This window comes from Streptomyces sp. NPDC101165 (assembly GCF_044768135.1).
In the GTDB taxonomy this organism is placed as follows: Bacteria; Actinomycetota; Actinomycetes; order Streptomycetales; family Streptomycetaceae; genus Streptomyces.
Genome location: NZ_JBIWPG010000006.1, coordinates 435,589 through 459,138 on the forward strand (window position 1 = coordinate 435,589; position 23,550 = coordinate 459,138).

Here is a 23,550-nt window from a genome sequence, read left to right on the forward strand (position 1 = left end):
GGGCAGGGGTCACTCGTGCCACTGGACGGACACGTCCCGCGTCTCGATGTGCATGCCCAGCGGGACGCGCCACGCGTCGACGCACACCGTCCAGGTGTGGTCCGTGCGCGCCCTCGGTCCGATCGGTACGGGGAGGTCCACGGTCGACTCGACCGTCCCCCAGTCGATGCCGAGTGCGCCGATGATGTGCGTCCCGAACGTCACCGTGCCCGAACGCACCGCCGTCCCGCCGGAGTTGTGAAAGCCGACGGTCACCTTCTCGCACCAGCGCTGGTCCGTGTCCTTGCGCGAGGGGTCGCCCCAGCTGAGGTCGGCGGGCGCGGGAGGCTCGGTGCGGCTGGGGGCCGGGGTGAGGGACGACGGCTGCTCCGGGGCGGTCGTGCCCCTGCCGGTGGTGCCGGGTGAGGTGTCCGCGGGGTCGGGTGTGGCGCTCTCGTCGGCCGACGGGGTGCTCGGCAGGGCCGCATCGGAGGGCGGATCCGAAGGGACCGCGTTCGATGGTGAGTTGGGGGGTGCGTCCGGCCCGTCCAGCGGGACCATCCGTACCGCTCCCGTCGGCGCCCCCGGCGAACCTGCCGGGCTCGGTACGCCGCCCACTGCCACGTATCCGTCCCGGCTGCCGCCCCCGCACGCGGCCAGGGCCACGCCCAGGCACACGACGGCCGCCGACGCTGCCGTGACGGCGCCTCGGCGGCCCTGTGTCCATGTCGTCGTACGAAGCGTCCGGGTGCGAAGCATCCGGCCATGGTGGCTGACGCTCCGTCAGATAGGAAGCCTCAGTCGGAGATGAGCCCCTCGCGCAGCTGGGCCAGGGTCCGGGTCAGCAGGCGGGAGACGTGCATCTGGGAGATGCCGACCTCCTCGCCGATCTGGGACTGGGTCATGTTGGCGAAGAAGCGCAGCATGATGATCCGGCGCTCCCGGGGCGGCAGCTTGGCCAGCAGGGGCTTGAGGGACTCGCGGTACTCCACGCCCTCCAGCGCGGTGTCCTCGTACCCGAGCCGGTCGGCCAGGGAGCCCTCGCCGCCGTCGTCCTCGGGGGCCGGGGAGTCGAGCGAGGAGGCGGTGTAGGCGTTGCCGACCGCGAGGCCGTCGACCACGTCCTCCTCGGAGACGCCGAGGACCGCGGCCAGTTCGGTCACCGTCGGGGAGCGGTCCAGCTTCTGGGACAGCTCGTCGCTGGCCTTGGTGAGGGCCAGCCGCAGCTCCTGGAGCCGGCGCGGGACCCGCACCGACCACGAGGTGTCGCGGAAGAAGCGCTTGATCTCGCCCACGACCGTCGGCATCGCGAACGTCGGGAACTCCACGCCCCGTTCGCAGTCGAAGCGGTCGATCGCCTTGATCAGGCCGATGGTGCCGACCTGGACGATGTCCTCCATCGGTTCGTTGCGCGAGCGGAAGCGGGCCGCCGCGTAGCGCACGAGCGGGAGGTTCAGCTCGATCAGGGTGTCCCGGACGTAGGCGCGCTCGGGGCTGTTCTCGTCGAGTGCGGCGAGCCGCAGGAACAGGGAGCGGGACAGGGTGCGGGTATCGATGTCCGCCGTGGCCGGGACGGCCGGAGCGGCATCGGGGGCCTGGACGGGCGGGGCCGGCACGGTCTCGAGTGACGTGGCGTCGTCGAGCACGTCGATGGCGTCGAGCTGCTTGGGCGCTGCCTCGCTCGTGGGCGTGAGCACCTTCGAGCTGCCCTGGTCTGCGGACATGCCACCCCCTTTGGGTCGCGGGACGGTCGCGGCGGCGATGCCTTTCGAGCAACGCAGCCTTCACCTGAATACCGGAGCCGGAGGTCCGGCAAACGCGCTTCCCGCAGAATGTCACATGTCGGCAACACGCTGTAGTGACATGTCGACATGTGAGTTGTGAATCGGCCCTGGAAAGAAGGGGTCTGACGGATTTTCGGCGCACAACTGTCGGGAACCGCCCTGGTGAGCGATTCGCTCTCGCCGGTTACCTGTCGATCCTGCTTGCGAACCGGTGCGAGCTGGTGTGTTCCGGTCCGTGCGCCCGTGCGCCGGTTATGCCTCGATCCGATTCGCGGAACGCAGCCGCTGGAAGCTACGCGCGAGTAGCCGGGAGACGTGCATCTGGGACACACCGAGTTCCGCGCTGATCTGAGACTGAGTGAGATTGCTGTAGTAGCGCAGAAGAAGGATTCTCTGTTCGCGTTCGGGGAGTTGGACGAGGAGATGGCGGACCAGGTCGCGGTGTTCCACGCCGTCCAGGGCCGGGTCCTCGTAGCCGATGCGGTCCAGCAGGCCTGGCATCCCGTCGCCCTCCTGTGCGGCCTCCAGAGAGGTCGCGTGGTACGACCGCCCGGCCTCGATGCAGGAGAGCACCTCGTCCTCGGTGATCCGCAGGCGCTCGGCGATCTCGGCGGTCGACGGCTGTCGTCCGAAGGCCGTGGTGAGGTCCTCGGTGGCGCTGTTGACCTGCACCCACAGCTCGTGCAGCCGGCGCGGTACGTGGACCGTGCGGACGTTGTCCCGGAAGTACCGCTTGATCTCGCCGACGACGGTCGGCATCGCGAAGGTCGGGAACTGCACGCCCCGGTCGGGGTCGAAGCGGTCGATGGCGTTGATCAGGCCGATGGTGCCGACCTGGATGACGTCCTCCATCGGCTCGTTGCGCGAGCGGAAGCGGGCGGCCGCGTAGCGCACGAGCGGGAGGTTCGCCTCGATGAGCGCTCCGCGTACGCGGTTGTGCTCCGGGGTGCCCGGCGTGAGGTCCTTCAGCTCGCCGAAGAGCACCTGGGTCAGGGCGCGGGTGTCGGCGCCGCGGCGTTTCTCGGGGGCGGGAGGGGCTGTGGCGGGGCCGGGAGGGGCTGTGGCGGGGCCGGGGGGAGCGGCGGCGGGGGCTGGGGCGGGCGCCTCGTCCTGGGGCGGCGCAGTACTGGCCGACACGGTCAACGCCACCTCTTCATCGGTCAATCATCCGTCAAAAGCGGTCATAGCATCACAAGACATGTGCACTGTGTGCAAGCACCGGATAACACCGTGTTGTGGTCAGACAGCGCCAAGTTGGGTCACAAGACGCACGAAAGCCCCCCGCCGTTCCCGGCGGAGGGCTCCCGGAGCGAGGGGCTCAGAACTCGTAGTCGGCGATCACCCACGTGGCGAACTCCCGCCACAGTGCGACACCCGCCTGATGGGCCGGGTGCTCCAGGTAGCGCTTGAGTGCGTCCGTGTCCTCGACCGCCGAGTTGATCGCGAAGTCGTAGGCGATCGGCCGGTCGCTGATGCTCCAGGCGCACTCCCAGAAGCGCAGCTCCTCGATCCGGCCGCCGAGCGCCCGGAAGGCGGCGACGCCCTCGACGACCCGCGGATCGTCGCGCTCGACGCCCTCGTTGAGCTTGAAGAGGACCAGGTGGCGGATCATGGGGTGTACCTCAGCTCTCTCGGCTTTCCGCTCAGCTCTTTGCTCCGTTGGCGATCCAGGTCATGAAGTCGCCTATGGCCTTGGCCGCGTCCGATATGCCCTCGAAGGCTATCTGGACGTAGTCGGCCGCCCTGGCCGGATCCGTGATGATCACGTACAGCGCGAAGACCACGAGCACGTACACGGCGATCTTCTTGGCGTTCACCGTCACCGCGGCCTCCCCTGTGCCTGTGTGCCCCGTGGGACCCCTGTTGCCGGCGGCGAGTGTAACCTTCACGCCCCGGTCGGGGACCAACGGCCCGCCCGCCGAGGTTCATTGCCGGGCCCCTGCCCGGTCATGCACGAAGGGCCCCGTCTCGCGACGGGGCCCTTCTACAGCGGTAGCGGAGGGATTTGAACCCTCGGTGACTTGCGCCACACTCGCTTTCGAGGCGAGCTCCTTCGGCCGCTCGGACACGCTACCGAGGGAGACCTTACAGCAAGGTGGGGCATGGTTTGAAATCGGTATTCAGCGGCCCCGGAAAAACTCCGTGAGCATCCGGGCACAGTCCTCGGCCAGGACGCCCTCGATCACCTCGGGCCGGTGATTGAGCCGCCGGTCGCGTACGACGTCCCAGAGGGAGCCGGCCGCCCCGGCCTTGTCGTCGCGGGCGCCGTAGACCACCCGGTCCACGCGGGACTGCACGAGCGCGCCCGCGCACATCGTGCAGGGTTCCAGGGTGACCACCAGCGTGCAGCCGGTCAGCCGCCAGTCGCCCGCCCGTCGCCCACCACCACCCTTGCCGGAGGCGCTTCGCGCCGCAGAATCTCTCAAACTCGCGGCAGCCTGCCGGATCGCAAGGACCTCCGCGTGGGCCGTGGGGTCGCCGGTGGCCTCGCGCTCGTTGTGCCCGGCCCCGAGCACCGTCGTACCGTCCGGGGACAGCACGACGGCGCCGACGGGGACGTCCCCGCCCCGGACGGCCAGCTCGGCCTCGTCCAGGGCGAGCCGCATCGCGGCCCGCCAGCGGTCGCGTACCGGGTCCGGCGCGCCTTCCGTGTGCGAAGCGGTCAGCGGACGGTCTCCAGCACCTCCGAGGCGCCCAGGGCCTCGGCGATCTCGGCCAGCGCCTCGTTCGGGTCCAGGCCGCGCAGTTCCTTCTCGCTGACGCCCAGGTCGTCGAGGATGCTGCCGTCGCCCACCGGGCCGTGCGGCACCGCGCCGGCGGCGGCGGTCTCCTCGTCGTCGTCCTCGTCCTCGGACTCGCCGTCCTCGGTGCCGTCGAGGTCCAGGGAGTCCAGGTCGGTGCCGTCGTCGGCGCCGGGCTCCCGGCCGAGCAGCTCGTCGGTGAGCAGCAGCTCACCGTAGGCGCTGCGGGCGGCGGCGGCCGCGTCGGAGACGAAGATGCGAGGGTCCTCCTCGCCGTCCACGCGGACGAGACCGAACCAGGAGTCCTCCTGTTCGATCAGGACGAACACCGTGTCCTCGTCGGGAGTGGCTTCCCGGGCCAGGTCGGCCAGATCCGACAGGGTCTCCACATCGTCGAGCTCTGTGTCGCTCGCTTCCCACCCGTCTTCGGTGCGCGCGAGCAGTGCGGCGAAGTACACCGTGACTCTCCCACTGGTCTTAGGCGTGCCGGTTGGGGGTCCCCCCGGCGGAGGTTCTGGGCGGAGAGAGCTGTGCTCCGAGCCCCGCCCACTCGGAATCGTGGCAGAAACAAGGCGTTCAGGGGACGTCTTCGGCTCCCTGTGTCTGGCTGTTTTGATCGTGTGTCCGCATCCCGGGGGAAAAGGACTCACCAGCGCACTCGTTGCCGCCACCTGCGGATCGTACGCGGCTTTTCCGAGCGCCCACGCACGCCCACCGCCCAATCGCCGGAGCGGGCACGGATCTTCCTCACCCGGATCTCACCTTGACGTCGCCCGTTCACCGGGATCCGCCTACCAGCGGAAGGTCCGCATGCGCATGGCGTGGCGCAGTCGGGCGGCCTTGGCGCGTCGGGGCTGGACGCGTTCGCGCAGCGCGCGGGCCTCGGCGAGTTCGCGCAGGAACTGGGCGCGGCGACGCCGGCGCTCGGTGTCGGTCTCGGGCTGATCCGGCCCGACGGCGTCCTTGGCGGCGTCGGTCTTGCGGTCAGGCAGGTCAGGCACAGTCACACCACCCCCGGTCCGTCCCTCCCACTTTCCCTCGGACGGGCGGTTTGATGCCAGAGCGAGGGGCCACCGAGCGCGGTTACTGTTAGGGACATGCGTCTCCACGTCGTCGACCACCCCCTGGTCGCCCACAAGCTCACCACGCTGCGCGACCAGCGCACCGACTCCGCGACCTTCCGGCGACTCGCCGACGAACTGGTCACCCTGCTCGCCTACGAGGCCACGCGGGACGTGCGCACCGAGCAGGTCGACCTCCAGACGCCGGTCGCCCGGACCAGCGGCGTCAAGCTCGCCCGCCCGCGTCCGCTGGTCGTGCCGATCCTGCGCGCCGGTCTCGGCATGCTGGACGGCATGGTCCGGCTGCTGCCGACCGCCGAGGTGGGCTTCCTGGGCATGATCCGCAACGAGGAGACGCTGCAGGCCTCCACGTACGCCTCGCGCATGCCTGAGGACCTCTCGGGCCGCCAGGTGTACGTGCTGGACCCGATGCTGGCCACCGGCGGCACGCTGGTCGCGGCCATCCAGGAGCTGATCAAGCGCGGTGCGGACGATGTGACCGCGGTGGTCCTGCTCGCCGCGCCCGAGGGCGTCGAGGTCATGGAGCGCGAGCTGGCGGGGACGCCGGTGACGGTCGTCACGGCGGCCGTCGACGACCACCTCAACGAGCACGGGTACATCGTGCCCGGGCTCGGGGACGCGGGGGACCGGCTCTACGGCGCGGCCGAGTAGGCGCTCCGCACGGGGCGCCGTAGGGGTGCGGTCGTGCCGGCGGCCGCTCGTCCGTCCGGCCGGTCGCGCCCACGTGGCGGGGCCGCATGTCGAAACGCGGCCCCGCGCCCCTCAGGGCGTTCCTCAGCAGCTCTTCTTCGTCGCGGCCGCCGGCTCGGGGCTGGTCAGTGCGGCCAGGGCCTGGTCGGCGGCCGTTCGCTGGGTGAGGGTCTTGAAGCCGTCACCGATGATCAGGTCGAGGTCGGTGCCCTTGCGGGCCGCGTCGGTGCGGTGCTCGGCGGCGGGCAGCTGGGTGGCGAGCACCGGCAGTGAGGTGTTCAGCGCGGAGGCGGGGCCGAGGAGTATCCCGGCGCCCTTGACCTTCTTGTCGAACTCCTTGGACGCGTTGCCCACGTCACCGATCTTGAAGCCCCGCTTCTTCAGCTCGTCCGCGGTGCTCTTGGCGAGCCCGGTGCGCGCGGTGGCGTTGTAGACGTTCACGGTGATCTCACCGGGCTTGGGCAGCGCCTTCACCTGGGCGGCGGCGGTACTCGCCTTCGTGCGGCAGTGCGACGTGGCGCCGGACGCCTCGGTCTTCTTGTCGCCGCCGGTGAAGACATCGATGAGCTGCAGCGTGCCCCAGCCGACCAGGCCGAGCACGGCGACGGACGCCACTACGGCGAACACGAGCCTGCCGCGTCGCCGGGGAGGGCGCATCCGAGGGTATTTGTCCCCCGTGATCCGGTACTGGCCGCCCATGCCGGGGGGAGTCAGCATGCTCATGAGCGCAGCGTAGTGCGCCTGAGCGGCGATGCCTATTAGATGATCAAAGACGCCGCTCAGCGGAACCCGAAAGGGTCAACGCCGTGTCGTGCCGCGGTCAGTCGAGTTCGAGCACGCGCGCGTGCAGCACCTGGCGCTGCTGGAGAGCGGCGCGGACCGCGCGGTGGAGGCCGTCCTCCAGGTACAGGTCGCCCTGCCACTTCACGACGTGCGCGAAGAGGTCGCCGTAGAACGTCGAGTCCTCGGCCAGCAGGGTCTCGAGGTCGAGTTGCCCCTTGGTCGTCACGAGCTGATCGAGGCGGACCGGGCGCGGCGCGACGTCCGCCCACTGCCGGGTGCTTTCCCGGCCGTGGTCGGGGTACGGCCGGCCGTTTCCGATGCGCTTGAAGATCACACGGAAAGCCTACCGGTCAAGACGTTCCGGGCGCAGCCTTCCGGCTCGGCTCGCGAGACCAAGTACGTGCGGACTGTAGCCAATATCGGTCAAAGGGGGTGGGTGTGATCTGGTTGCTGGCACATTCCCCCGATGAATGATCGAAAGACGGCTGTCGGGTGATCGTGCCGGAGGCGGCTGCGGTCGTCCGTGATGTGGTGCGCAGGATTCTCACCCGGAAGGGGGAAGAGGGACGCGGACATGAGGCGCCCAGGGGCGGAGGCGGTGGGCCGCCTCCGCCGACGCGCTTCAGCTGTCCCGCCGCTCCCGCGTGGGCTGCTGTGGTTTCTGTTCCTGGGTCTGGGGCTTGGGCGCACTGCGAGCCGCCTCCGCGCGCAGCAGGGCGCGCAGGACCGCGTACGGGTCTGTGGGCATGGTCGGTTCCTTGCGTCGAGCTGACTGTCCTGGGGGGCAGGGCACGGTCAGCAGCGCAGGACCACCGTCCGGAGCAGCGGCACGGCGTACGGGGGCCGGGGAACGGCGGGGCACGGGCGCAGCGCCGGGCGGACGGGCGCCGGCGGGTCGGGCAGCGGTGCGGTGCGCTCGGGCGCGTCGGTCTGGTGGAGGGCACGCGCGGGCGGCCGTAGCAGCGTGTCGAGGACGTCGTGCTCGGCGGTCTCGGCCGACACGGCCGGGGCGGGCGCCGCCTGCGCCTGCAGATGGGCGCAGGGCACCCACAGGGCGAGGAGCAGCACGAGCACCCGCAGCCAGGCACGGCTCCGGGTGGGGCTCGGGGTCCTGCTCACGGGGGTTCTCTGCCCGCCGGGCACCCGTACCGCAGCACCCGGCCCGCGAGATTCACCCGCTCGGCGTACCGAGGGGGTCACACCGTGCCGCACCACGGGGATCACACCGTGTGCGGAACCTGCCGGGCGCGGCCGCGGACGCGGAACGCGGTGACAGTCTCCACGACGCCGACGACCACCAGCCACCAGCCGCCGACCAGGGTCAGCACGGCGACCGACCTGAACGGCGAGTCGATCAGCACGATCCCGGCGACGAACGTGACGATCCCGAGGAAGATCTGCCAGCCCCGGGCGGGCATGCGCTTGTCGGAGGCGGCGGCCACGGTCTGGGTGATCCCGCGGATCACCCAGCTGATGCCGATCCACAGGGCGAGCAGCAGGATCGACTGCATGGGCCCGCGGAAGCAGAACAGGCCCAGCACGATCGACAGGGCGCCGCTGATGAAGGCGAGCACGCGCAGCGAGGTCGTCTTGTGGGTGCCGAAGGCGGAGACCAGCTGGAAGATGCCGCTGACGAGGAGGTAGACGCCGAACAGGACACCCACGACGACCAGGGAGGGGCCCGGCCAGATCAGTACCAGGATGCCCAGGACCAGCGAGACGATGCCGGCGAGCAGGACGACCTGCCAGGCGGCCCGGGACAGGGCGTGCAGGGGCCCCTCGAGGGGCGGCTCGGGCTCGTGGTGCGCCTGCGGGGCCCCACCCGCGTGGATGTTGCGGTCGTCGTACTCGCGACCCCAGGAGGGGTCACCGCTGGGTGCCTCGGTCATGCTCCATGCTTGGACCGCCCGCGCTCGTCCAGCCACCCGGGTGGGCCAGGTGGCTGAGCCGCCGCCCGGCCGAGCTCTACTTCCCGGCGGCCTTCGCGGTCTTGGCCGCGGCCTTCATCTCCTGCTTGTGGGCGCGCACCTTGGCCAGCGACTCGGGCCCGGTGATGTCGGCGACGGACCGGAAGGACTTCACCTCGCCGTAGGCCCCGGCGGCCTCCCGCCACCCCGTGGGTGCGACGCCCAGCTGCTTGCCGAGCAGCGCGAGGAAGATCTGCGCCTTCTGCTTGCCGAACCCGGGCAGGTCCTGGAGCCGCTTCAGCAGCTCCTTGGCGTCCGCGACGCCCTTCCAGACCTGCTCGGCGTCTCCGTCGTAGTGCTCGACGAGGTACTGGCACAGCTGCTGGATCCGCTTGGCCATCGAGCCCGGGTAGCGGTGCACCGCGGGCTTCCCGGAGAGCAGCGCGGCGAAGGCCTCCGGGTCCATGACGGCGATCTCGTGCGCGTCCAGGTCCTCGGCGCCCATCCGCCGGGCGATGGTCGCCGGCCCCTTGAACGCCCACTCCATCGGAACCTGCTGGTCGAGCAGCATGCCGGTCAGCGCGGCGAGCGGACTGCGCCCGAGCAGCGCGTCGGCCTCGGGGTCCTGGGCGAGATGCAGAGTGACGTCCATGGGTCGATGATCGCGCCTGCCGCGTCAGGACGCGCGCCAGTACCCCAGGGCGTGCACCCGGGTCTTCGGCAGGCCCAGTTCCTTGCGCACGTAGCCGGCCAGCGTGCGGGTGGTGGCCGTGTCGCAGGCGATCCAGACGTACGGGTCGGGGGTGCCGTCGAGTACGACGGGCAGCTCGGCGCGGACCCGGTCGGCGAGGTGGGCGCCCGCGTCGCGGCGGGGCACCTCGCGGATCTCGTGACGGGCCGGGTCGGCGTGGCGGGGTAGGCCGTCCAGGGTGCCCTCGAACCAGATCGTCGCCGGGGCGGAAGGCAGGGCGCCGAGCAGGGAGTTGATCGCGGGCAGCGAGGCCGGGTCGCCGATGGCGACGACGTGCGAGGGAGCGGGATCGGGACGTTGGAACCCGGTGCCCTGGACGGTCGCCTCGATGGTGTCCCCGGGCCGTGCGGCTCGCGCCCAGTCGGCGGCGCATCCGTCATGAAGGGCGAACTCCAGGCCGAAGGTGCCGGTCGCGGGGTCCGGGTCGACCAGGGTGTAGGCCCGCTGGTGCGGCCGGCCGGCGTCGGAGAACCACAGGCGTATCCACATCGTGGGGTGGACGCCGGTCGCGGCGAGCAGCCCGCCGTCGGTCAGCCGCAGCCGCCGGTAGTGCGGGGTGACGTCCTCGGCTTCGGTGACCGTGCACACGAAGTCCTTGGCGCGCAGCAGTCGTAGGACCGCTCCCTCCCAGCCCCGCCCCTGCCTCATCGCGTCTCCACCCCTCGCGTACGATTCCTGCACCGCAGACTTAGGCAAGGCTAACCTAAAGCGAAGGGCTGTCCCAGGGTGACCACCGAGACCTACCGCGACGCCTGGGGCATCCCCCACCTACGCGCTTCCGACGTCCGTGCCCTCGCCCACGCCCAGGGCCGTGTCACCGCCCTGGACCGCGCCTGGCAGCTGGAGGTCGAACGGCGCCGCTCCCAGGGCACGTCGGCCGCCTTCCTCGGCGCGGCCGCCCTTCCCTGGGACGTCTTCGCCCGCCGCGCCCGCCTCGACGACACCGCGAGACGCTGCTTCACCGCGCTGGAGAGCCGGGACCCGGAGACGGCGGACTGGGTCCGGGCCTACGTGGCCGGCGTCGACGAGGGCCTGGCGGAAGGGGCCCGCCGCGCCCCCGAGTTCACCCGGACCGGCCTCACCCCCACCCCCTGGCAGCCGTGGACCCCGCTGGGCATCTGGCTCGGCACGCACATCCTCTTCGCGGGCTTCCCGGCCAAGCTGTGGCGCGAGGAGGCGATACGGCACCTCGGCCCGGAGGCGGTCGGCCTGTTCGCCACCGACGGCCCCGGCACGGCGGGCAGCAACGGCTGGCTCCTCTCGGGCGACCGCACCGTCACCGGCCTGCCTCTCCTCGCCGGCGACCCCCACCGCTTCATCGAGGACCCTGGCGTCTACCAGCAGATCCGGCTCTCCTGCCCCGAGTTCGACGTCATCGGCCTGGCCGTCCCCGGAGTCCCGGGCATCGCCCACTTCGGCCACACCGGCACGGTCGCCTGGTCCATCACCAACGCCATGGCCGACTACCAGGACGTCTACCGCGAACGCCTCCGCCGCACGGGTGCAGGAGTCGAGGCCCTCGGCCCCGACGGCACCTGGCACCGCGCCCGACGCCACACGGAGACCGTGGAGATCGCGGGGGAGACCCCCCTGGAGATCGAGATCATCGAGACGGACCGGGGCCCGGTGATCGCCGGGGGCCCGGAGGGCTTGGAAACCACGGAACCACGACGAGCCGCCGAAGGCGAAGCCGGGGCGGACTTGCAGCAGCAGCCGGAGGCGACCGCGGCTCTGGCCCTCCGCCATCCACCCCGCGTCATGGAAGACCTCGGCTTCAGCGCCCTCCTCCCCCTCCTCCGAGCCCGCCGAGTCGCCGACATCGACGCCGCCTTCGACACCTGGGCCGAGCCCGTCAACGTCGTACAGGCAGCCGACACCGAGGGCGCCACCCTGCACCGGGTCGCGGGCCGCGTACCCGTCCGCTCGGAGGCCAACCGCACCCGCCTGGTCCCCGCCTGGCAGCCCGGCCACGAGTGGCTCGGCTGGCACGAGATGCCCCGGGCCGGCCTCACCGACGGCATCGCGGTGATGGCCAACCAGCGCGGCCCGGCCGCCCACCTCGGCACGGAGTTCGCCCCACCGCACCGCGCCACCCGCATCCGCACCCTCCTCGACGAGCGCCCCGCCTGGTCCGCCGCCGACCTGCCCGCGATCCACACGGACACCCACCTCGCCTCCGCCGCGCCTCTCCTGGACCACCTGGCCGGGCTCGACGACCTCACCCCGGAGGCCGCCCGGCTCAGAGACCGCCTCCTGTCCTGGGACCGCCGCATGGACGCGGACAGCGCCGACGCGGCGGCGTACGCGGCGGTGCGCGGCGCGGTCGTACGACAGCTCGCCGCACACCCGGCGTTCGCCGCGCTGACCGAGGTGCCCGCCTACCCGGAGGTCCTCCTCCCCTGGCTCGCCCTCCTGCCGCGCATCGGATTCGCCCTCGAACACCTGCTGAGCGCCGAGGAGTTGTACGCCGTCGACCGGCCCGCCGCCGTACGCGCCGCCGTCGAGGAGGTCGCCGCAGGGACGCCGACGGGCCTGTGGGGCGCCACCCACCGCCTCGCCCCCTGGCGGGCGCTGCCCGACGAGTCGTACGACGAGCCAGGCCTGTCCGGCGACCACGACTGCGTGCTGTGCACCTCCGCCGTGCCCGGCGTGACCGACCTCGCCGCCCGCTGCCCGGCGGCCCGTTACGTCTGGGACCTGGCCCGTCGTGAGGACAGCCGGTGGGTGGTGCCGTTCGGTGCGTCCGGAGTCCCCGGCTCACCGCACCACCGTGACCAACTCCCCCTGTGGCTCGGGGGAGAGCTCGTTCCCGTCGTCACCGACTGGGACCGCCTCGAGAAGGAGACCGATGTCTGACCCGCGCGTCCATGAACAGGTGATCGACGGCTACGGCACCGTCCGCATCCGCCCCCTCGACCCGGCGGCCGACGCGGAGGTGGTCCACGCCTGGGTGAGCGACGAGCGCGCCGTGTTCTGGGGCATGACCGGCCTCACCCGGGACCAAGTGGTCGAGATCTACGCCCACCTGGCCGGCCTCGACACCCACCACGCCCTTCTCGTCTCCAAGGACGGCGAACCGGCCGCCCTGCTCCAGACCTACGAGCCCGAGGCCGACCGGGTCGGCGAGTGCTACGAGGTCCGCCCCGGCGACATCGGCGTCCACCTCCTCCTCGCGCCCGCCGCAGCCGGCGGCCCGCGCCCCGGCTGGACCGCGGCCCTGCTGACCGCGATGACGTCGTACGTCCTGCTGGACCTGGACCGCCGCCGGGTCGTGGTCGACCCGGACGTGCGCAACACCAAGGCGATCGCCCGCTTCGAACGCCAGGGATTCAGGCGCGGCCCCGAGGTGGTCCTCCCCGAGATCGACGTCCCGGACGTGTACCTGCCCGAGAAGCGCGCCCAACTGGCCTTTCTGGAGCGGGAGGTAGCCTTCCCGGGTGACCACGCCTGACGAGCTGATCGCCCACTACGGCCTGGAGCCGATCCCCCGCGAGGGTGGCCTGTTCCGGCGCACCTGGGCCGGGCCCGACCGTCCGGACGGCCGCCCCGAGGGCTCCGCCATAGTGGCCCTGCTCACCGCGGACGACTTCTGCGCCCTGCACCGCCTCCCCAGCGACGAGGTCTGGCACCACTACCTGGGCGACCCGCTCCACCTGCTGCTCCTCGCCCCCGACGGCACGACCCGTACCACCGTCCTGGGCCCCGGACTGCGGGACGGCCAGCACCTCCAGCTCACCGTGCCCGCCGGCACCTGGATGGGCGCCCGGGTGGCCCCCGGCGGCACCTGGACCTTCTTCGGCTGCACGATGGCACCCGGATTCACCTACGAGGGGTACGAACACGGCGACCCGGAGGACCTCACGGCGCGTTACCCGGCCCAGGCCGCCCGGATCGCGGAACTGTGCCGCCCATGAGCCTTCTCGACGGACAGACCGCCCTGGTGACCGGCGCGGGCGGCGGTATCGGCTCCGCCCTCGCCCTGCGCTTCGCGGAGGAGGGCGCGGCGGTGGCCCTGCACTGCCGTACGTCGGTGCGGGCGGCCGGTGAAGTCGCCGCACGCATCCGGGAGCTGGGCGGCGAGGCGGTCGTCCTGCGGGCGGACCTGACGGACGAGGCGGCGTGCCACCGGCTGGTCCGCGAGACGACCGACTGGTCCGGCGGCCGCCTCACGGCCCTCGTCAACAACGCGGCCGTCCAGCCCGTGCAGCCCCTGGCCGGGATGACGGCGGCGCAGTGGCGCACGGTGGTCGACACCAACCTCGGCAGCGTCTTCGCCTGCAGCCAGGCCGCCGTCGCCCACATGGGCGAGCACGGCGGCGGCACCATCACCCACATCGCCTCCGTCGAGGCCGACCGGCCCGCCCCCGGCCACGCCCACTACAGCGCCGCCAAGGCCGCCGTCGTCATGCACGCCCGCTCCGCCGCACTGGAGTACGGTTCGCACGGCGTCCGCGTCAACTCGGTCTCGCCGGGTCTCATCGACCGGGAGGGCCTGGCCCAGGCCTGGCCGGACGGCGTACGCCGCTGGCTCGACGCCGTCCCCACCGGCCGCCTGGGCCGCGCGCGGGACGTGGCCGACGCCTGCGTGTTCCTCGCCTCGCCCCTCGCCTCCTGGATCACCGGCCACGATCTGGTGGTGGACGGCGGGGTGTCGGCGCGGCCCACGTGGTGAGTGCGGCGGCCGATCCTTCCGTACCTGTACGGAGGGCCAGTGGGACGGAGGGGTGAGGTGCGCGACGAACACCGGTGGCTGCGACGGCTGACCGTCCTCGGCGCGGGCCTGCTCCTGCTCCTCCTCGGCGCGACCGCCCCCGCCTCGGCCCACGCGGCCCTGCGCGGGACGGACCCCGCCGACGGGACCGTCCTCAAGTCGGCGCCCCGTGAGGTCACCCTGGCCTTCACGGAGTCGGTCGGCCTGCTGACCGACTCCCTGCGCGTCTACGACCCCGAGAACCATCGCGTCCGCACCGGCGAGGCGGACCACGCGGCCGGCCGCTCCGACACCGTCCGGGTCTCGCTGCCCGCCGAGCTGGGCACCGGCACGTACACGGTGGCCTGGCGGGTGGTGTCGGCGGACAGCCACCCGGTGTCCGGCGCGCTCACCTTCTCGGTCGGCAAACGCTCGGCGACGGCGACGAGCGTGCTCCCGGACCGTGCGGAGAACCCGGCGACGACCAGCCTCTACAACATCGCGCGCTACGTCGCCTACCTCGCCGTGGCGCTCCTGCTGGGCCCGGCGGCGTTCGTCGCGTACTGCCGCCCGCCGCGGCCGGCCCATCTGCGCACACCGGTGGCGGCCGCCTGGGGCACCCTGTTCGTCTCGACGATCGCCCTCTTCCTCCTGAGGGCCCCGTACGAGGAGGGCACCGCCCCGACGACGGCGTTCGCCCTCTCCTCCCTCACCCGTACGGCCTCGACCCGCCCCGGCGAACTCCTCCTCACCCGCCTGGCCCTGCTGCTCCTCGCCGGAGCCTGTGCACTGGCCCTGCGCAGATGGCGCCGCCGGATCCCGCGCCGAGCCGCCCTCGCGACCGCCGCGGCCCTCTCCGTCGCCCTAGTCCTGACCTGGGCGGCCTCGGAGCACGCCTCGGCGGGCCTCCAGGTCCCCCTGGCGATCACCTCCGCCACGCTCCACCTGCTGGCGACGGCGGCCTGGCTGGGCGGCCTGACGGCCCTGGCGCTGACGCTGCGCCGCGCCTCGCCGGACCCGGCCGCACCACTGGTCCGGGCCGTCACCCGCTTCTCCCGCCTGGCCTTCGCCTCGGTGACGGTCCTGGTGGCGACCGGTGTCTACCAATCCTGGCGCGGCCTCGGCTCCTGGCAGGCGCTCACCGACACGACGTACGGCCGCCTGCTGCTGGCGAAGCTGGCAGCGGTCACCCTCCTGCTCGCGGCGGCGTCCCGCTCCCGCCGCTGGACGACCCGCCTGGCGACCCGGCCTGCGGCACGTGAACAGGCCCGGGTCCCGCAACCGGCCGGCGGCCCCCCGCTCCCCCCGGAGCCGAACCCCGCCCCCGCCCCCTCCCCGCACCACCCCCACAACCTCCGCCGCTGGGTGCTGACCGAGATGGCGGTGGGCACCCTGGTCCTCGTCCTGACGACCCTCCTCACGAGCACACTGCCGGGCCGGGCGGCGGCCGAGGCGGCGGAGTCGGCACCGGCGCCGGCCGGCATCCGGGCGGCCTCGGTCACCACGATCCCCTTCGACGTCGGCACCCCCGGTGGCCACGGCAGGGTGCAGATCACCCTGGACCCCGGCCGGGTCGGCACGAGCTCCGTCCAGGCGGTGGTCTACGGCCCCGACGGCGGTCTCTCCGCGGTCCCCGAACTGCGCATCACCTTCACCCTCCCGGCCCAGCGGATCGGCCCCCTGGACACCCAGGTCACCGACCGGGGCGGCTACTGGGCCGCCGACGCCTTCAGCCTGCCGATCCCGGGAACGTGGACGATGAAGGTGACGGTGCGGGTGTCGGAGGTGGACCAGGTGACGGTGTCGAAGGCCGTGCGGGTGGTGCGCTAGCGGTGGCGACCGAGCGTGTGCTGATCGAGGGCGTGGAGTTCGCCGCCGCCCTGACCGTCCGGTCGGACATCGGCCTGCTGGCCCTGCACGGCAGCAGGGAGGGCGGCACGGCGGAACTGGCCCACGAGGTCGCGGCCCGCACGGGCGCCACCTGCCTGGTCTTCACCCAGCCCGCCGGTGACCCGGTGCACATCCCCTCGCACCGCATGTCCGTCCCCACCTGCGCGGCCCTGCAGCAGTTCCTGTCCCACGTGACCCTGACGGTCTCCCTGCACGGCCACCTGAGGCCCGAGACCCCCCGCGCGATCTTCCTGGGCGGCGCCAACCGCGCAGCGGCCGACACCCTGGCCCACAGCCTCACCCTCCTCGCCCCGGCCTTCGAGCCCGTCACCGACCTGAACCACATCCCACCCGGCCTGCGCGGCCTGGGCCCCCACAACCCGGTGAACCTGACCCCGTCCGGCGGAGTCCAGGTCGAACTCCCCCTGAGCGCCCGGACCCAGGGGCCCCGGAGGACCCTCGGAGCCTCGGACGTGCCGCCGCCGACGGTGACGGCGGCGCTCACGGCCGGGGTGCAGCGGCTGAGGGAGACTTCGGCCGGTCCTCGGCGGGGTGTTCGGTGATCCAGCGGGCCGCGAGCAATCCGGACGCCGCGGTGAGGACGGCGGCCGCGATGACCGTGGCGTTCAGGCCGAGGGCGTCGGCGAGGACGCCGGCCACCAGGGCGCCGGCCGCGTAGCCGATGTCGCGCCAGAAGCGGTAGGCGCCGAGGGCGCCCACCCGCCAGGCGGGGTGGGCGTGGTCGGAGACCGAGGCGATCAGGGCCGGGTAGACCATGGCCGTGCCGAGGCCGAGGAACACCGCGGAGAGGAGCCCGGCCAGCAGCGGGCGGTCGAGCAGGGCGAGGGCGAGGACGAAACCGGCGGACTGGACGAGCATGCCGTGGACGATGAGGGGTTTGCGGCCGATGCGGTCGGAGAGGTGGCCGGTGGGGATCTGGCCGAGGCCCCACAGGATCGGGTAGAGGCCCTTGATCAGGCCGACGGCGGCCAGGCCGAGTCCGTGGTCGGTGAAGAGCAGGGGGAAGACGCCCCAGGTCAGGCCGTCGTTGAGGTTGTTGACCAGGCCGGCCTGGCTGGCGCCGCGCAGGGAGCGGTCGTGCCAGGAGGTGCGGGCGAAGGTGGCGGCCAGGGTCGTGTCCGCGCCGGAGGGCAACGGCCTGGGGTGCTGGGCGAGTTCGAGGGCGACGTGGTCGGCGGTGTCGTGGACGACGAGGGACAGCGCGAGGCCGGCGGCGACGAAGACGACCCCGATGAGCTCGGGTACGGGGCGCAGGCCGTGGGTGGTGGCGAGGTAGCCGGTGAGCAGGGCGGTGGCGCCGACGGCGGTGTAACCGGCGGCTTCGTTGAGGCCGGTGGCCAGACCGCGGCGGGCCGGGCCGACCAGGTCGATCTTCATGTTGACGGTCATCGACCAGGTCAGACCCTGGTTGAGGCCGAGCAGGACGTTCGCGGCGACGATCCAGCCCCAGGACGGCGCCCAGGCCAGTGCGAAGGGCACGGGCACGCCGATCAGCCAGCCGGCGACGAGGAGGTGCTTGCGGCGGAAGCGGGCGGTCAGCGCGCCCGCGGCGAGGTTGGTCAGCGCCTTCGTGACGCCGAAGGCGATGATGAAGGCGAAGACGGCCAGGTCGTCGGTCAGGCCGAAGACGTGGGTGCCGATGAGCGGGACCGTGGTGCGTTCCAGGCCGACCAGGCCGCCGACACAGACGTTGACGATCACCAGCAGGGTGAACTGCAGCCAGTTCTCCCGCAGGCCCAGGCGGACGGGCCGGGCCGCGGCCCCGGTTGCGACGCTCACCTGGTGCCGCCTTCGGTGAGCTGCCGGCCGTGGGCCGCCGCGTACTCGGCCGGTCCGCCGTCGAGGACGGCGATGTCGGTGCGGCCCGCGCGTTCGAGCAGGCTCGCGGCGGTCATGGCGCGCTCGCCGTGGCCGCAGGCCACGACCGGTCCCTCGGGGGCGTCCCCGGTGTGGGCGGCGAGGCCGCCCAGCTCGATGTGCACGGCTCCGGGCACGTGCCCGGCGGCGAACTCCGCTTCCTGCCGTACGTCGACGTAGGGGCGGTCGCCCGCGCGGTCGGCGGTGACGAACGCGGTGGTGGCCTGCCGGTGGCCGGCGGCAGGCCAGGCGGGCATGCCACCGTCGAGGCGTCCGGCGAGGCGCTCGTAACCGATCTTGGCCGCCTGCCAGACGATCTCGTCCAGATCCTGGTCGTCGCCCGTGACGAAGACGAGCGGGGCGGTGTCGGGCAGCAGCCAGCCCAGCCAGGTCGCGAACTGGCCGCGCAACGGGATGGACAGCGCGCCGGGGATGTGACCGGCCGCGTAGTCGGCGGCCGGGCGCACGTCGACCACCTGACCGCCCTCCGCGAGCAGGGACCTGACCTGTCCGGCGTCGAGGGCGGGCAGCGGCGGTGCGGAGGGGAGGACGGCGGGGCCGCGCCGGTTGGCCTCGGCGAGCCGGTCGAAGTAGGCCGGGTAGCTGCCCAGGCCGGCCACGAGCCGTCGTACGAAGGTGTCCTCGTCCGGGGCCGTCAGCAGCGGGTTGGTCCGCTTCTGCGCGCCGATGGTGGAGGTGCGTTCGGCGCCGGGCGGGGCCGAGCAGAAGGACCCGGCGCCGTGCGTGGGCCAGACCGCGACCTCGTCCGGCAGCGTGGCGAGGCGCCCGAGCGAGCGGTACTGGGCGCGGGCGAGTTCCTCGGTGCGCTCGGCGCCGAGGAGGTCGGTGCGGGCGGCGGAGTCCACGATCAGCGAGCCGCCGGTGAAGACACCGAGCGCACGGTCGCCGTCCAGGAGCAGGAAGGACAGGTGCTCGTCCGTGTGGCCGGGGGTGGCCAGGGCCCGCAGGGTCAGGCCGCCCAGGCCGACCTCGTCGCCGTCGGCCAGGCCGCGGTGCGCGAACGCGCGGTGTCCGGCGGCGGAGGCCAGCACGGTGGCCCCGGCGTCGTGACCGAGCTGGACGGCACCGGACAGGAAGTCCGCGTGCAGGTGCGTGTCCGCCGCGTACGCCACGGCCAGGCCGCGTCGCTCGGCGGCCGCCCGCAGCGCACGCAGGTCGCGGCTCGCGTCCACGGCCAGGGCACGGCCGTCGCCGAGGTCGACGAGGTAGGCGCTGTTGCCGAGCCCGGTGTCGACGAGGGGTATCAGGTGGTCGTCGGCGAAGCCCATCAGGTCCTCCAGGGTGCGGATGCCGGCGGACGTGTGGTCACGCGTGTGGTCACGGCTCCCGGCTTCATCTACACTATTCCATGGATTTATGGAGGATGCTGGGATGGGAAAGACGACGACCGGTGCGAAGGCGCAGCTGTACGACGCGTTCGCAGCCAGCGGCAAGGCGCTGGCCAGCGGAAAGCGACTGGAACTGCTCGACCTGCTCGCCCAGGGCGAGCGCACCGTCGACGCCCTGGCCAAGGCGGCGGGGCTCAACCTGACGACGGCCTCGGCGCACCTGCAGACCCTCAAACAGGCCGGTTTCGTCGCCACCCGCCGCGAAGGCGTGCGCATCCACTACCGGCTCGCCGGCGACGACGTGGCCCAGCTGTTCGCACTGCTGCGCAAGGTCGCCGAGGCCCACCAGGCCGCCGTCCCCGCGGCCCGCGACGCCTACCTCGGCGAGGACGGCGCGGCACAGGTCAGCCGCGAGGAGCTGCGCGCCCGCGTCGCGGCGGGCGACGTGGTGGTGCTGGACGTACGGCCGGTGGAGGAGTACCAGGCCGGACACATCCCCGGCGCGCGCTCCATCCCGGTCGACGAACTGGCCGACCGGATCAACGAGTTGCCCGAGGGGACGGAGATCGTCGTGTACTGCCGCGGCGAGTATTGCGTCCTCGCCTACGACGCGGTACGGCTCCTGACCGACCGCGGCCGCCGCGCAATCCGCCTCGACGACGGGATGTTGGAGTGGCGCCTGGCCGAACTGCCGGTCGATGCCGGGGACTTGGGATGACGGCTGCCGTGCGCCAGGGGCAGGCCCCTCGCTCCTGCCGAATGACGGCTGTCGTGTGCCCGGCACCGGCCCCACGCTCCTGCCGACGCCAGGTACTTGGGATGGCGACGGCCGTGCATCTGCCACCGGCTGCCCCGGCCCGCCGACGCCGGGGACCCGGCATGACCGCCGTACACCCGGGGCCGGCCGGCAGGCCGGTCCACCCGGACTGCAGCGCCACCACGGCCCCCTGACGTCACCCGCTTCCACCGGAAGAGAGACATGACCCGAGCCGAACCCGCCGCCTCTGCCTCCTTGTCCGGCATACCCGACGCCGCCCAGGCACAGCGCCGCATCCTGCGCGTCCTGGTCGCCTCCCAGATCCTCAGCGGTGCCGGTCTCGCCGCCGGTGTCACCGTCGGCGCCCTGCTCGCCCAGGACATGCTCGGCACCACCAGCCTCGCCGGACTGCCCAGCGCCCTGTTCACCGCCGGATCCGCGCTCACCGCCGTCGCCGTGGGCCGTATCTCCCAGGCCCGCGGCCGCCGCCCCGGACTGGCCATCGGCTACCTCACCGGAGCCGTCGGCAGCGCCGGCGTCATCACAGCCGCCGTACTCGACAGTCCCGTCCTGCTGTTCCTCGCACTGTTCGTCTACGGCGCCGGCACCGCCACCAACCTCCAGGCCCGCTACGCCGGAGCCGACCTGGCCGACCCCGCCCACCGCGGCCGCGCCGTCTCCACGGTCCTGGTCGCCACCACCCTCGGCGGCGTCGCCGGCCCCAACCTCGCCGCGCCCACCGGCGACTTCGCCGAAACCCTGGGCATCCCGAACCTGGCCGGCCCCTTCCTGCTGTCCGGAGCGGCCTACGCTCTCGCTGCCGTGGTCCTGGCCACCAGCCTGCGCCCCGACCCGCTGCTCACGGCCCGCGCCCTCGCCGACACCGAGCAGGCCGACCGGTCGAAGGCGTCCGCGGCCTCCGCACATGAGGGCCGCGGCGGTGTGGTCCTGGGCGCACTGGTCATGGTGCTCACCCAGCTCGTCATGGTGGCGATCATGACGATGACGCCCGTCCACATGCACGACCACGGCCACGGCACCGCCGCCTCGGGCCTCGTCATCGCCATCCACATCGGCGCCATGTACCTGCCGTCACCGCTCACGGGACGCCTCGTGGACCGCTACGGCCGCATGAAGATCGCCGCCGCCTCCGGTCTCACACTCCTGGCCGCCGGCATCCTCGCCGCCCTGGCCCCGGCCGACTCCGTCGCGCTGCTGGCCCTCGCGCTGGCCCTCCTGGGACTCGGCTGGAACCTCGGCCTGGTGTCGGGCACGGCGATCATCACCGACACGGTGCCCCTCGCCACCCGCGCCCGGACCCAGGGCATGGTGGACGTCTCCATAGCGATCGCCGGCGCCACCGGCGGCATCAGCTCCGGTGTCATCGCCACCGCGGCCGGCTATCCCACCCTCGCCCTCACCGCGGGCGTCCTGGCCCTGGCAGTCCTGCCCGCCGTCGCGGCGACCGCGTACCGCCGATGGTGGCCGACGTGCAGCCCGCCCCGGCCCTCACGGTCGACGGCACCGGCCTCCTCTGCGTCACCCTGCTGCTCCGCCTCCGCAGGGCGATCGACGGGGCCGGCCCGGGCACCGTGGTCCACGTCGTCGCCACCGACCCGGCAGCCCCGCTCGACCTCCCCGCCTGGTGCCACCTGACCGGCCACACCTACCTCGGCCCGGTCCCCGCCCCCCGGCCGACCTACGCCCTCCGCCTCACCGCCGCCGCCCGGGCCACCCGCCCGGACGCACCGTGGCACAGGACCGACCGGGCCGACCGGGGCGACTGAGTCCGAGCCGAGCCGAGCCGATCCCCTCCGTTCCGCCCTCGGCGCCCGGAGCTTTGTGAGCCATGCGAGGGAAACCAGGTCCCGCACCCTTCGGTCCCGGGCATGGATGGCCGTGTTGATCACCTACGGCTTCAGGGGAGCACGTATGTCGCACATTCCGGCTGAGCTTCGGTACGCCGATACGCACGAGTGGGCGCGCAGGGAATCGGACGGCACGATCACGGTGGGCATCAGCGACCATGCCCAGAAGGCACTCGGCGACGTCGTGTTCGTGGAACTGGTCAACGTCGGCAAGGTCTTCGAGGCGGGCGAGGCGGCCGGTGTCGTGGAATCGGTGAAGGCCGCGACGGACGTCTACACGCCGGTCGGCGGCGAGGTGATCGCGGTCAACGAGGAACTGTCCGAGACCCCAGAGCTCCTCAACGAGGAGCCCTACGACAGCTGGATCTTCAAGCTCAAGCCGTCCGACCGGTCGGAGTTCGAGCGCCTCCTCGACGCCGCCGGCTACAAAGCCGCGATCGGCGAGTGACCAGTCGCAGTCATGCGCGGAGCTAAGTCGCCTTGGGTCGAGCCGCACGTATGCCCGGGGCGGGCTCCTGTGCGTCCTCGAACGACAAGGTCTCTTCTTCCCCGAAGTCGGGGGCCTGGAAGGGGTTGGTCGCCGGAGGCGGCGACGCTGCAGCGGAGCAGCGGGGCTGCCCTTCCAGGGCGGAAAACAGCGAGGTCAGATCGATGAGGGGACTCTCTTTCGCTACAGGTCCCTGAAGGGGCCTGGTGTGCCGTGACCGGGCACAGCGGTCCTACAGCTTGGTCATCTTGGCGTACGGGCTCAAGATCCGCATTTGCGCCGAGCCGAAATCCACGAGCGCCGCGATTCCGTCCTCGATGCCGACTACTCGGCCGAGGCCGTACACGTCGTGTGTGACCTGGTCGCCCACGGCGAAGTGCTTGGGAGCCGGTGTGACCGGGGCCTTGAAGGGGCTGGTGGGCAGATGACGCTTAGGCGCAGCAGGTTTTGTCATGGCTCAGTATGCGCCTACGTGTGTCCCGTTCGCTGTGGCCGTCGGCACAGATCACGTTGCGATCGACGCGATCATGGGCGGTGAGCCCGGGACGGACAACGTCGAAGGGCCCCACTGCGAACAGTGGGGCCCTTCGACATCGTGCCCGGTGAGGCACTGGCGGAGGATACGAGATTCGAACTCGTGAGGGGTTGCCCCCAACACGCTTTCCAAGCGTGCGCCCTAGGCCTCTAGGCGAATCCTCCGCCGGAAACATTACATGACCGAGGGGAGTGCTCGCGAACTCGTTCCCGCAGGCCGTCATCGGGTGCAGCGCCTGGGCCGCGATCGGGTACTGTTGGGCGCAGCCCCTCACGCGGCGCTATCTGACTGAACTCCCCCAGGGCCGGAAGGCAGCAAGGGTAGGTCGGCTCTGGCGGGTGCGTGGGGGGCGCTTGCGTCTGCCGGGCAAGAGCCTTCG

At 72.4% G+C, this 23,550-nt stretch carries 29 protein-coding genes, 2 tRNA genes and 1 other RNA gene; 12 read left to right on the plus strand and 20 right to left on the minus strand.

Annotated elements, in window-relative coordinates:
• Nucleotides 1-9 precede the first annotated feature (9 nt).
• The 9 genes from ACIRVH_RS15800 to ACIRVH_RS15840 all read right to left on the minus strand — a co-directional run bounded on the left by ACIRVH_RS15800 (nt 10) and on the right by ACIRVH_RS15840 (nt 5,505).
• Nucleotides 10-738 carry a hypothetical protein gene (locus ACIRVH_RS15800; protein ID WP_403952931.1) on the minus strand — a complete coding sequence of 243 codons (729 nt, stop codon included), beginning with the start codon at nt 736-738 and terminating at the stop codon, nt 10-12.
• Nucleotides 739-776: 38 nt separating this feature from the next.
• Nucleotides 777-1,703, minus strand: a complete 927-nt coding sequence (locus ACIRVH_RS15805) for an RNA polymerase sigma factor SigF (RefSeq protein ID WP_403952933.1) — start codon at nt 1,701-1,703, stop codon at nt 777-779.
• Nucleotides 1,704-2,015: 312 nt separating this feature from the next.
• On the minus strand, nt 2,016-2,906 hold the full coding sequence (locus tag ACIRVH_RS15810) for an RNA polymerase sigma factor SigF (RefSeq protein WP_403953058.1): 891 nt from the start codon (nt 2,904-2,906) through the stop codon (nt 2,016-2,018).
• Between the two features lie 175 nt (nt 2,907-3,081).
• The gene (locus ACIRVH_RS15815; RefSeq protein ID WP_403952935.1) at nt 3,082-3,375 is read right to left on the minus strand and encodes a Dabb family protein; all 294 of its coding nucleotides are present in this window, start codon (nt 3,373-3,375) and stop codon (nt 3,082-3,084) included.
• A 31-nt stretch (nt 3,376-3,406) separates the two neighbouring features.
• Complete coding sequence (locus ACIRVH_RS15820) at nt 3,407-3,586, minus strand: hypothetical protein (protein WP_403952938.1); 180 nt, start codon at nt 3,584-3,586, stop codon at nt 3,407-3,409.
• Nucleotides 3,587-3,753: 167 nt separating this feature from the next.
• Nucleotides 3,754-3,838, minus strand: a tRNA-Ser gene (locus ACIRVH_RS15825).
• Between the two features lie 45 nt (nt 3,839-3,883).
• Nucleotides 3,884-4,369, minus strand: a complete 486-nt coding sequence (locus ACIRVH_RS15830) for a nucleoside deaminase (protein WP_403952939.1) — start codon at nt 4,367-4,369, stop codon at nt 3,884-3,886.
• Between the two features lie 56 nt (nt 4,370-4,425).
• On the minus strand, nt 4,426-4,962 hold the full coding sequence (locus ACIRVH_RS15835) for a hypothetical protein (protein WP_403952942.1): 537 nt from the start codon (nt 4,960-4,962) through the stop codon (nt 4,426-4,428).
• A gap of 333 nt (nt 4,963-5,295) precedes the next feature.
• The gene (locus ACIRVH_RS15840; RefSeq protein ID WP_403952944.1) at nt 5,296-5,505 is read right to left on the minus strand and encodes a hypothetical protein; all 210 of its coding nucleotides are present in this window, start codon (nt 5,503-5,505) and stop codon (nt 5,296-5,298) included.
• A 96-nt stretch (nt 5,506-5,601) separates the two neighbouring features.
• Here ACIRVH_RS15840 and upp point away from each other — a divergent pair, with 96 nt between their 5' ends.
• Nucleotides 5,602-6,237, plus strand: coding sequence for a uracil phosphoribosyltransferase (upp, locus tag ACIRVH_RS15845; RefSeq protein ID WP_403952946.1), 636 nt, complete (start codon nt 5,602-5,604; stop codon nt 6,235-6,237).
• Between the two features lie 123 nt (nt 6,238-6,360).
• Here upp and ACIRVH_RS15850 read toward each other — a convergent pair whose 3' ends face one another.
• From ACIRVH_RS15850 to ACIRVH_RS15880, 7 genes are all read right to left on the minus strand, one after another.
• Nucleotides 6,361-6,999: a LytR C-terminal domain-containing protein gene (locus ACIRVH_RS15850; RefSeq protein WP_403952949.1), complete on the minus strand. Its 639-nt coding sequence runs from the start codon at nt 6,997-6,999 to the stop codon at nt 6,361-6,363.
• A 97-nt stretch (nt 7,000-7,096) separates the two neighbouring features.
• Entirely contained in the window at nt 7,097-7,393 is a 297-nt protein-coding gene (locus ACIRVH_RS15855) for a type II toxin-antitoxin system VapB family antitoxin (protein ID WP_003999914.1), read from the minus strand.
• A gap of 288 nt (nt 7,394-7,681) precedes the next feature.
• Entirely contained in the window at nt 7,682-7,807 is a 126-nt protein-coding gene (locus tag ACIRVH_RS15860) for a hypothetical protein (protein WP_403952951.1), read from the minus strand.
• Nucleotides 7,808-7,854: 47 nt separating this feature from the next.
• On the minus strand, nt 7,855-8,178 hold the full coding sequence (locus ACIRVH_RS15865; protein ID WP_403952954.1) for a hypothetical protein: 324 nt from the start codon (nt 8,176-8,178) through the stop codon (nt 7,855-7,857).
• A gap of 101 nt (nt 8,179-8,279) precedes the next feature.
• Nucleotides 8,280-8,948, minus strand: a complete 669-nt coding sequence (locus tag ACIRVH_RS15870) for an HdeD family acid-resistance protein (RefSeq protein ID WP_403952957.1) — start codon at nt 8,946-8,948, stop codon at nt 8,280-8,282.
• A 76-nt stretch (nt 8,949-9,024) separates the two neighbouring features.
• On the minus strand, nt 9,025-9,618 hold the full coding sequence (locus ACIRVH_RS15875; RefSeq protein ID WP_403952959.1) for an HhH-GPD-type base excision DNA repair protein: 594 nt from the start codon (nt 9,616-9,618) through the stop codon (nt 9,025-9,027).
• 24 nt (nt 9,619-9,642) lie between these two features.
• Nucleotides 9,643-10,365, minus strand: a complete 723-nt coding sequence (locus ACIRVH_RS15880) for a siderophore-interacting protein (RefSeq protein ID WP_403952962.1) — start codon at nt 10,363-10,365, stop codon at nt 9,643-9,645.
• Nucleotides 10,366-10,443: 78 nt separating this feature from the next.
• Here ACIRVH_RS15880 and ACIRVH_RS15885 point away from each other — a divergent pair, with 78 nt between their 5' ends.
• Genes ACIRVH_RS15885 through ACIRVH_RS15910 form a run of 6 tightly spaced genes read left to right on the plus strand, consistent with a single transcriptional unit; the run spans nt 10,444 to nt 16,860 of the window.
• Nucleotides 10,444-12,573, plus strand: coding sequence for a penicillin acylase family protein (locus tag ACIRVH_RS15885; protein ID WP_403952965.1), 2,130 nt, complete (start codon nt 10,444-10,446; stop codon nt 12,571-12,573).
• The gene (locus tag ACIRVH_RS15890) at nt 12,566-13,168 is read left to right on the plus strand and encodes a GNAT family N-acetyltransferase (RefSeq protein WP_403952967.1); all 603 of its coding nucleotides are present in this window, start codon (nt 12,566-12,568) and stop codon (nt 13,166-13,168) included. Before ACIRVH_RS15885 ends, ACIRVH_RS15890 begins: the two co-directional genes overlap by 8 nt.
• Nucleotides 13,155-13,631 carry a cupin domain-containing protein gene (locus ACIRVH_RS15895; RefSeq protein ID WP_403952969.1) on the plus strand — a complete coding sequence of 159 codons (477 nt, stop codon included), beginning with the start codon at nt 13,155-13,157 and terminating at the stop codon, nt 13,629-13,631. The genes ACIRVH_RS15890 and ACIRVH_RS15895 overlap by 14 nt, the downstream gene beginning before the upstream one ends.
• Nucleotides 13,628-14,389, plus strand: coding sequence for an SDR family NAD(P)-dependent oxidoreductase (locus ACIRVH_RS15900; RefSeq protein WP_403952971.1), 762 nt, complete (start codon nt 13,628-13,630; stop codon nt 14,387-14,389). The genes ACIRVH_RS15895 and ACIRVH_RS15900 overlap by 4 nt, the downstream gene beginning before the upstream one ends.
• A 57-nt stretch (nt 14,390-14,446) precedes the next feature.
• Entirely contained in the window at nt 14,447-16,237 is a 1,791-nt protein-coding gene (locus tag ACIRVH_RS15905) for a copper resistance protein CopC (RefSeq protein ID WP_403952974.1), read from the plus strand.
• A gap of 2 nt (nt 16,238-16,239) precedes the next feature.
• Complete coding sequence (locus ACIRVH_RS15910; RefSeq protein ID WP_403952977.1) at nt 16,240-16,860, plus strand: poly-gamma-glutamate hydrolase family protein; 621 nt, start codon at nt 16,240-16,242, stop codon at nt 16,858-16,860.
• Here ACIRVH_RS15910 and ACIRVH_RS15915 read toward each other — a convergent pair.
• On the minus strand, nt 16,799-18,097 hold the full coding sequence (locus ACIRVH_RS15915) for an MFS transporter (RefSeq protein ID WP_403952980.1): 1,299 nt from the start codon (nt 18,095-18,097) through the stop codon (nt 16,799-16,801). The two genes, ACIRVH_RS15910 and ACIRVH_RS15915, sit on opposite strands and share 62 nt — an antisense overlap.
• Nucleotides 18,094-19,464 carry a rhodanese-like domain-containing protein gene (locus ACIRVH_RS15920; protein ID WP_403952982.1) on the minus strand — a complete coding sequence of 457 codons (1,371 nt, stop codon included), beginning with the start codon at nt 19,462-19,464 and terminating at the stop codon, nt 18,094-18,096. The genes ACIRVH_RS15915 and ACIRVH_RS15920 overlap by 4 nt, the downstream gene beginning before the upstream one ends.
• Before the next feature lie 103 nt (nt 19,465-19,567).
• Between ACIRVH_RS15920 and ACIRVH_RS15925 the strand changes: the two genes are divergently transcribed.
• The 4 genes from ACIRVH_RS15925 (at nt 19,568) to gcvH (ending at nt 22,597) form a co-directional block, all read left to right on the plus strand.
• Nucleotides 19,568-20,242: an ArsR/SmtB family transcription factor gene (locus tag ACIRVH_RS15925; protein WP_403952983.1), complete on the plus strand. Its 675-nt coding sequence runs from the start codon at nt 19,568-19,570 to the stop codon at nt 20,240-20,242.
• A gap of 261 nt (nt 20,243-20,503) precedes the next feature.
• A complete protein-coding gene (locus ACIRVH_RS15930; protein ID WP_403952986.1) occupies nt 20,504-21,937 on the plus strand; it encodes an MFS transporter in 1,434 nt (477 codons plus the stop codon).
• Complete coding sequence (locus ACIRVH_RS15935) at nt 21,850-22,068, plus strand: sulfurtransferase TusA family protein (protein ID WP_403953060.1); 219 nt, start codon at nt 21,850-21,852, stop codon at nt 22,066-22,068. Before ACIRVH_RS15930 ends, ACIRVH_RS15935 begins: the two co-directional genes overlap by 88 nt.
• Nucleotides 22,069-22,213: 145 nt before the next feature.
• Nucleotides 22,214-22,597: a glycine cleavage system protein GcvH gene (gcvH, locus tag ACIRVH_RS15940; protein ID WP_403952988.1), complete on the plus strand. Its 384-nt coding sequence runs from the start codon at nt 22,214-22,216 to the stop codon at nt 22,595-22,597.
• A gap of 271 nt (nt 22,598-22,868) precedes the next feature.
• Here gcvH and ACIRVH_RS15945 read toward each other — a convergent pair whose 3' ends face one another.
• Entirely contained in the window at nt 22,869-23,090 is a 222-nt protein-coding gene (locus ACIRVH_RS15945; RefSeq protein ID WP_403952991.1) for a hypothetical protein, read from the minus strand.
• Nucleotides 23,091-23,247: 157 nt separating this feature from the next.
• Nucleotides 23,248-23,335, minus strand: a tRNA-Ser gene (locus ACIRVH_RS15950).
• Between the two features lie 97 nt (nt 23,336-23,432).
• Between ACIRVH_RS15950 and ffs the strand changes: the two genes are divergently transcribed.
• An RNA gene (gene ffs, locus ACIRVH_RS15955) (signal recognition particle sRNA small type) lies at nt 23,433-23,531 on the plus strand.
• Nucleotides 23,532-23,550 lie beyond the last annotated feature (19 nt).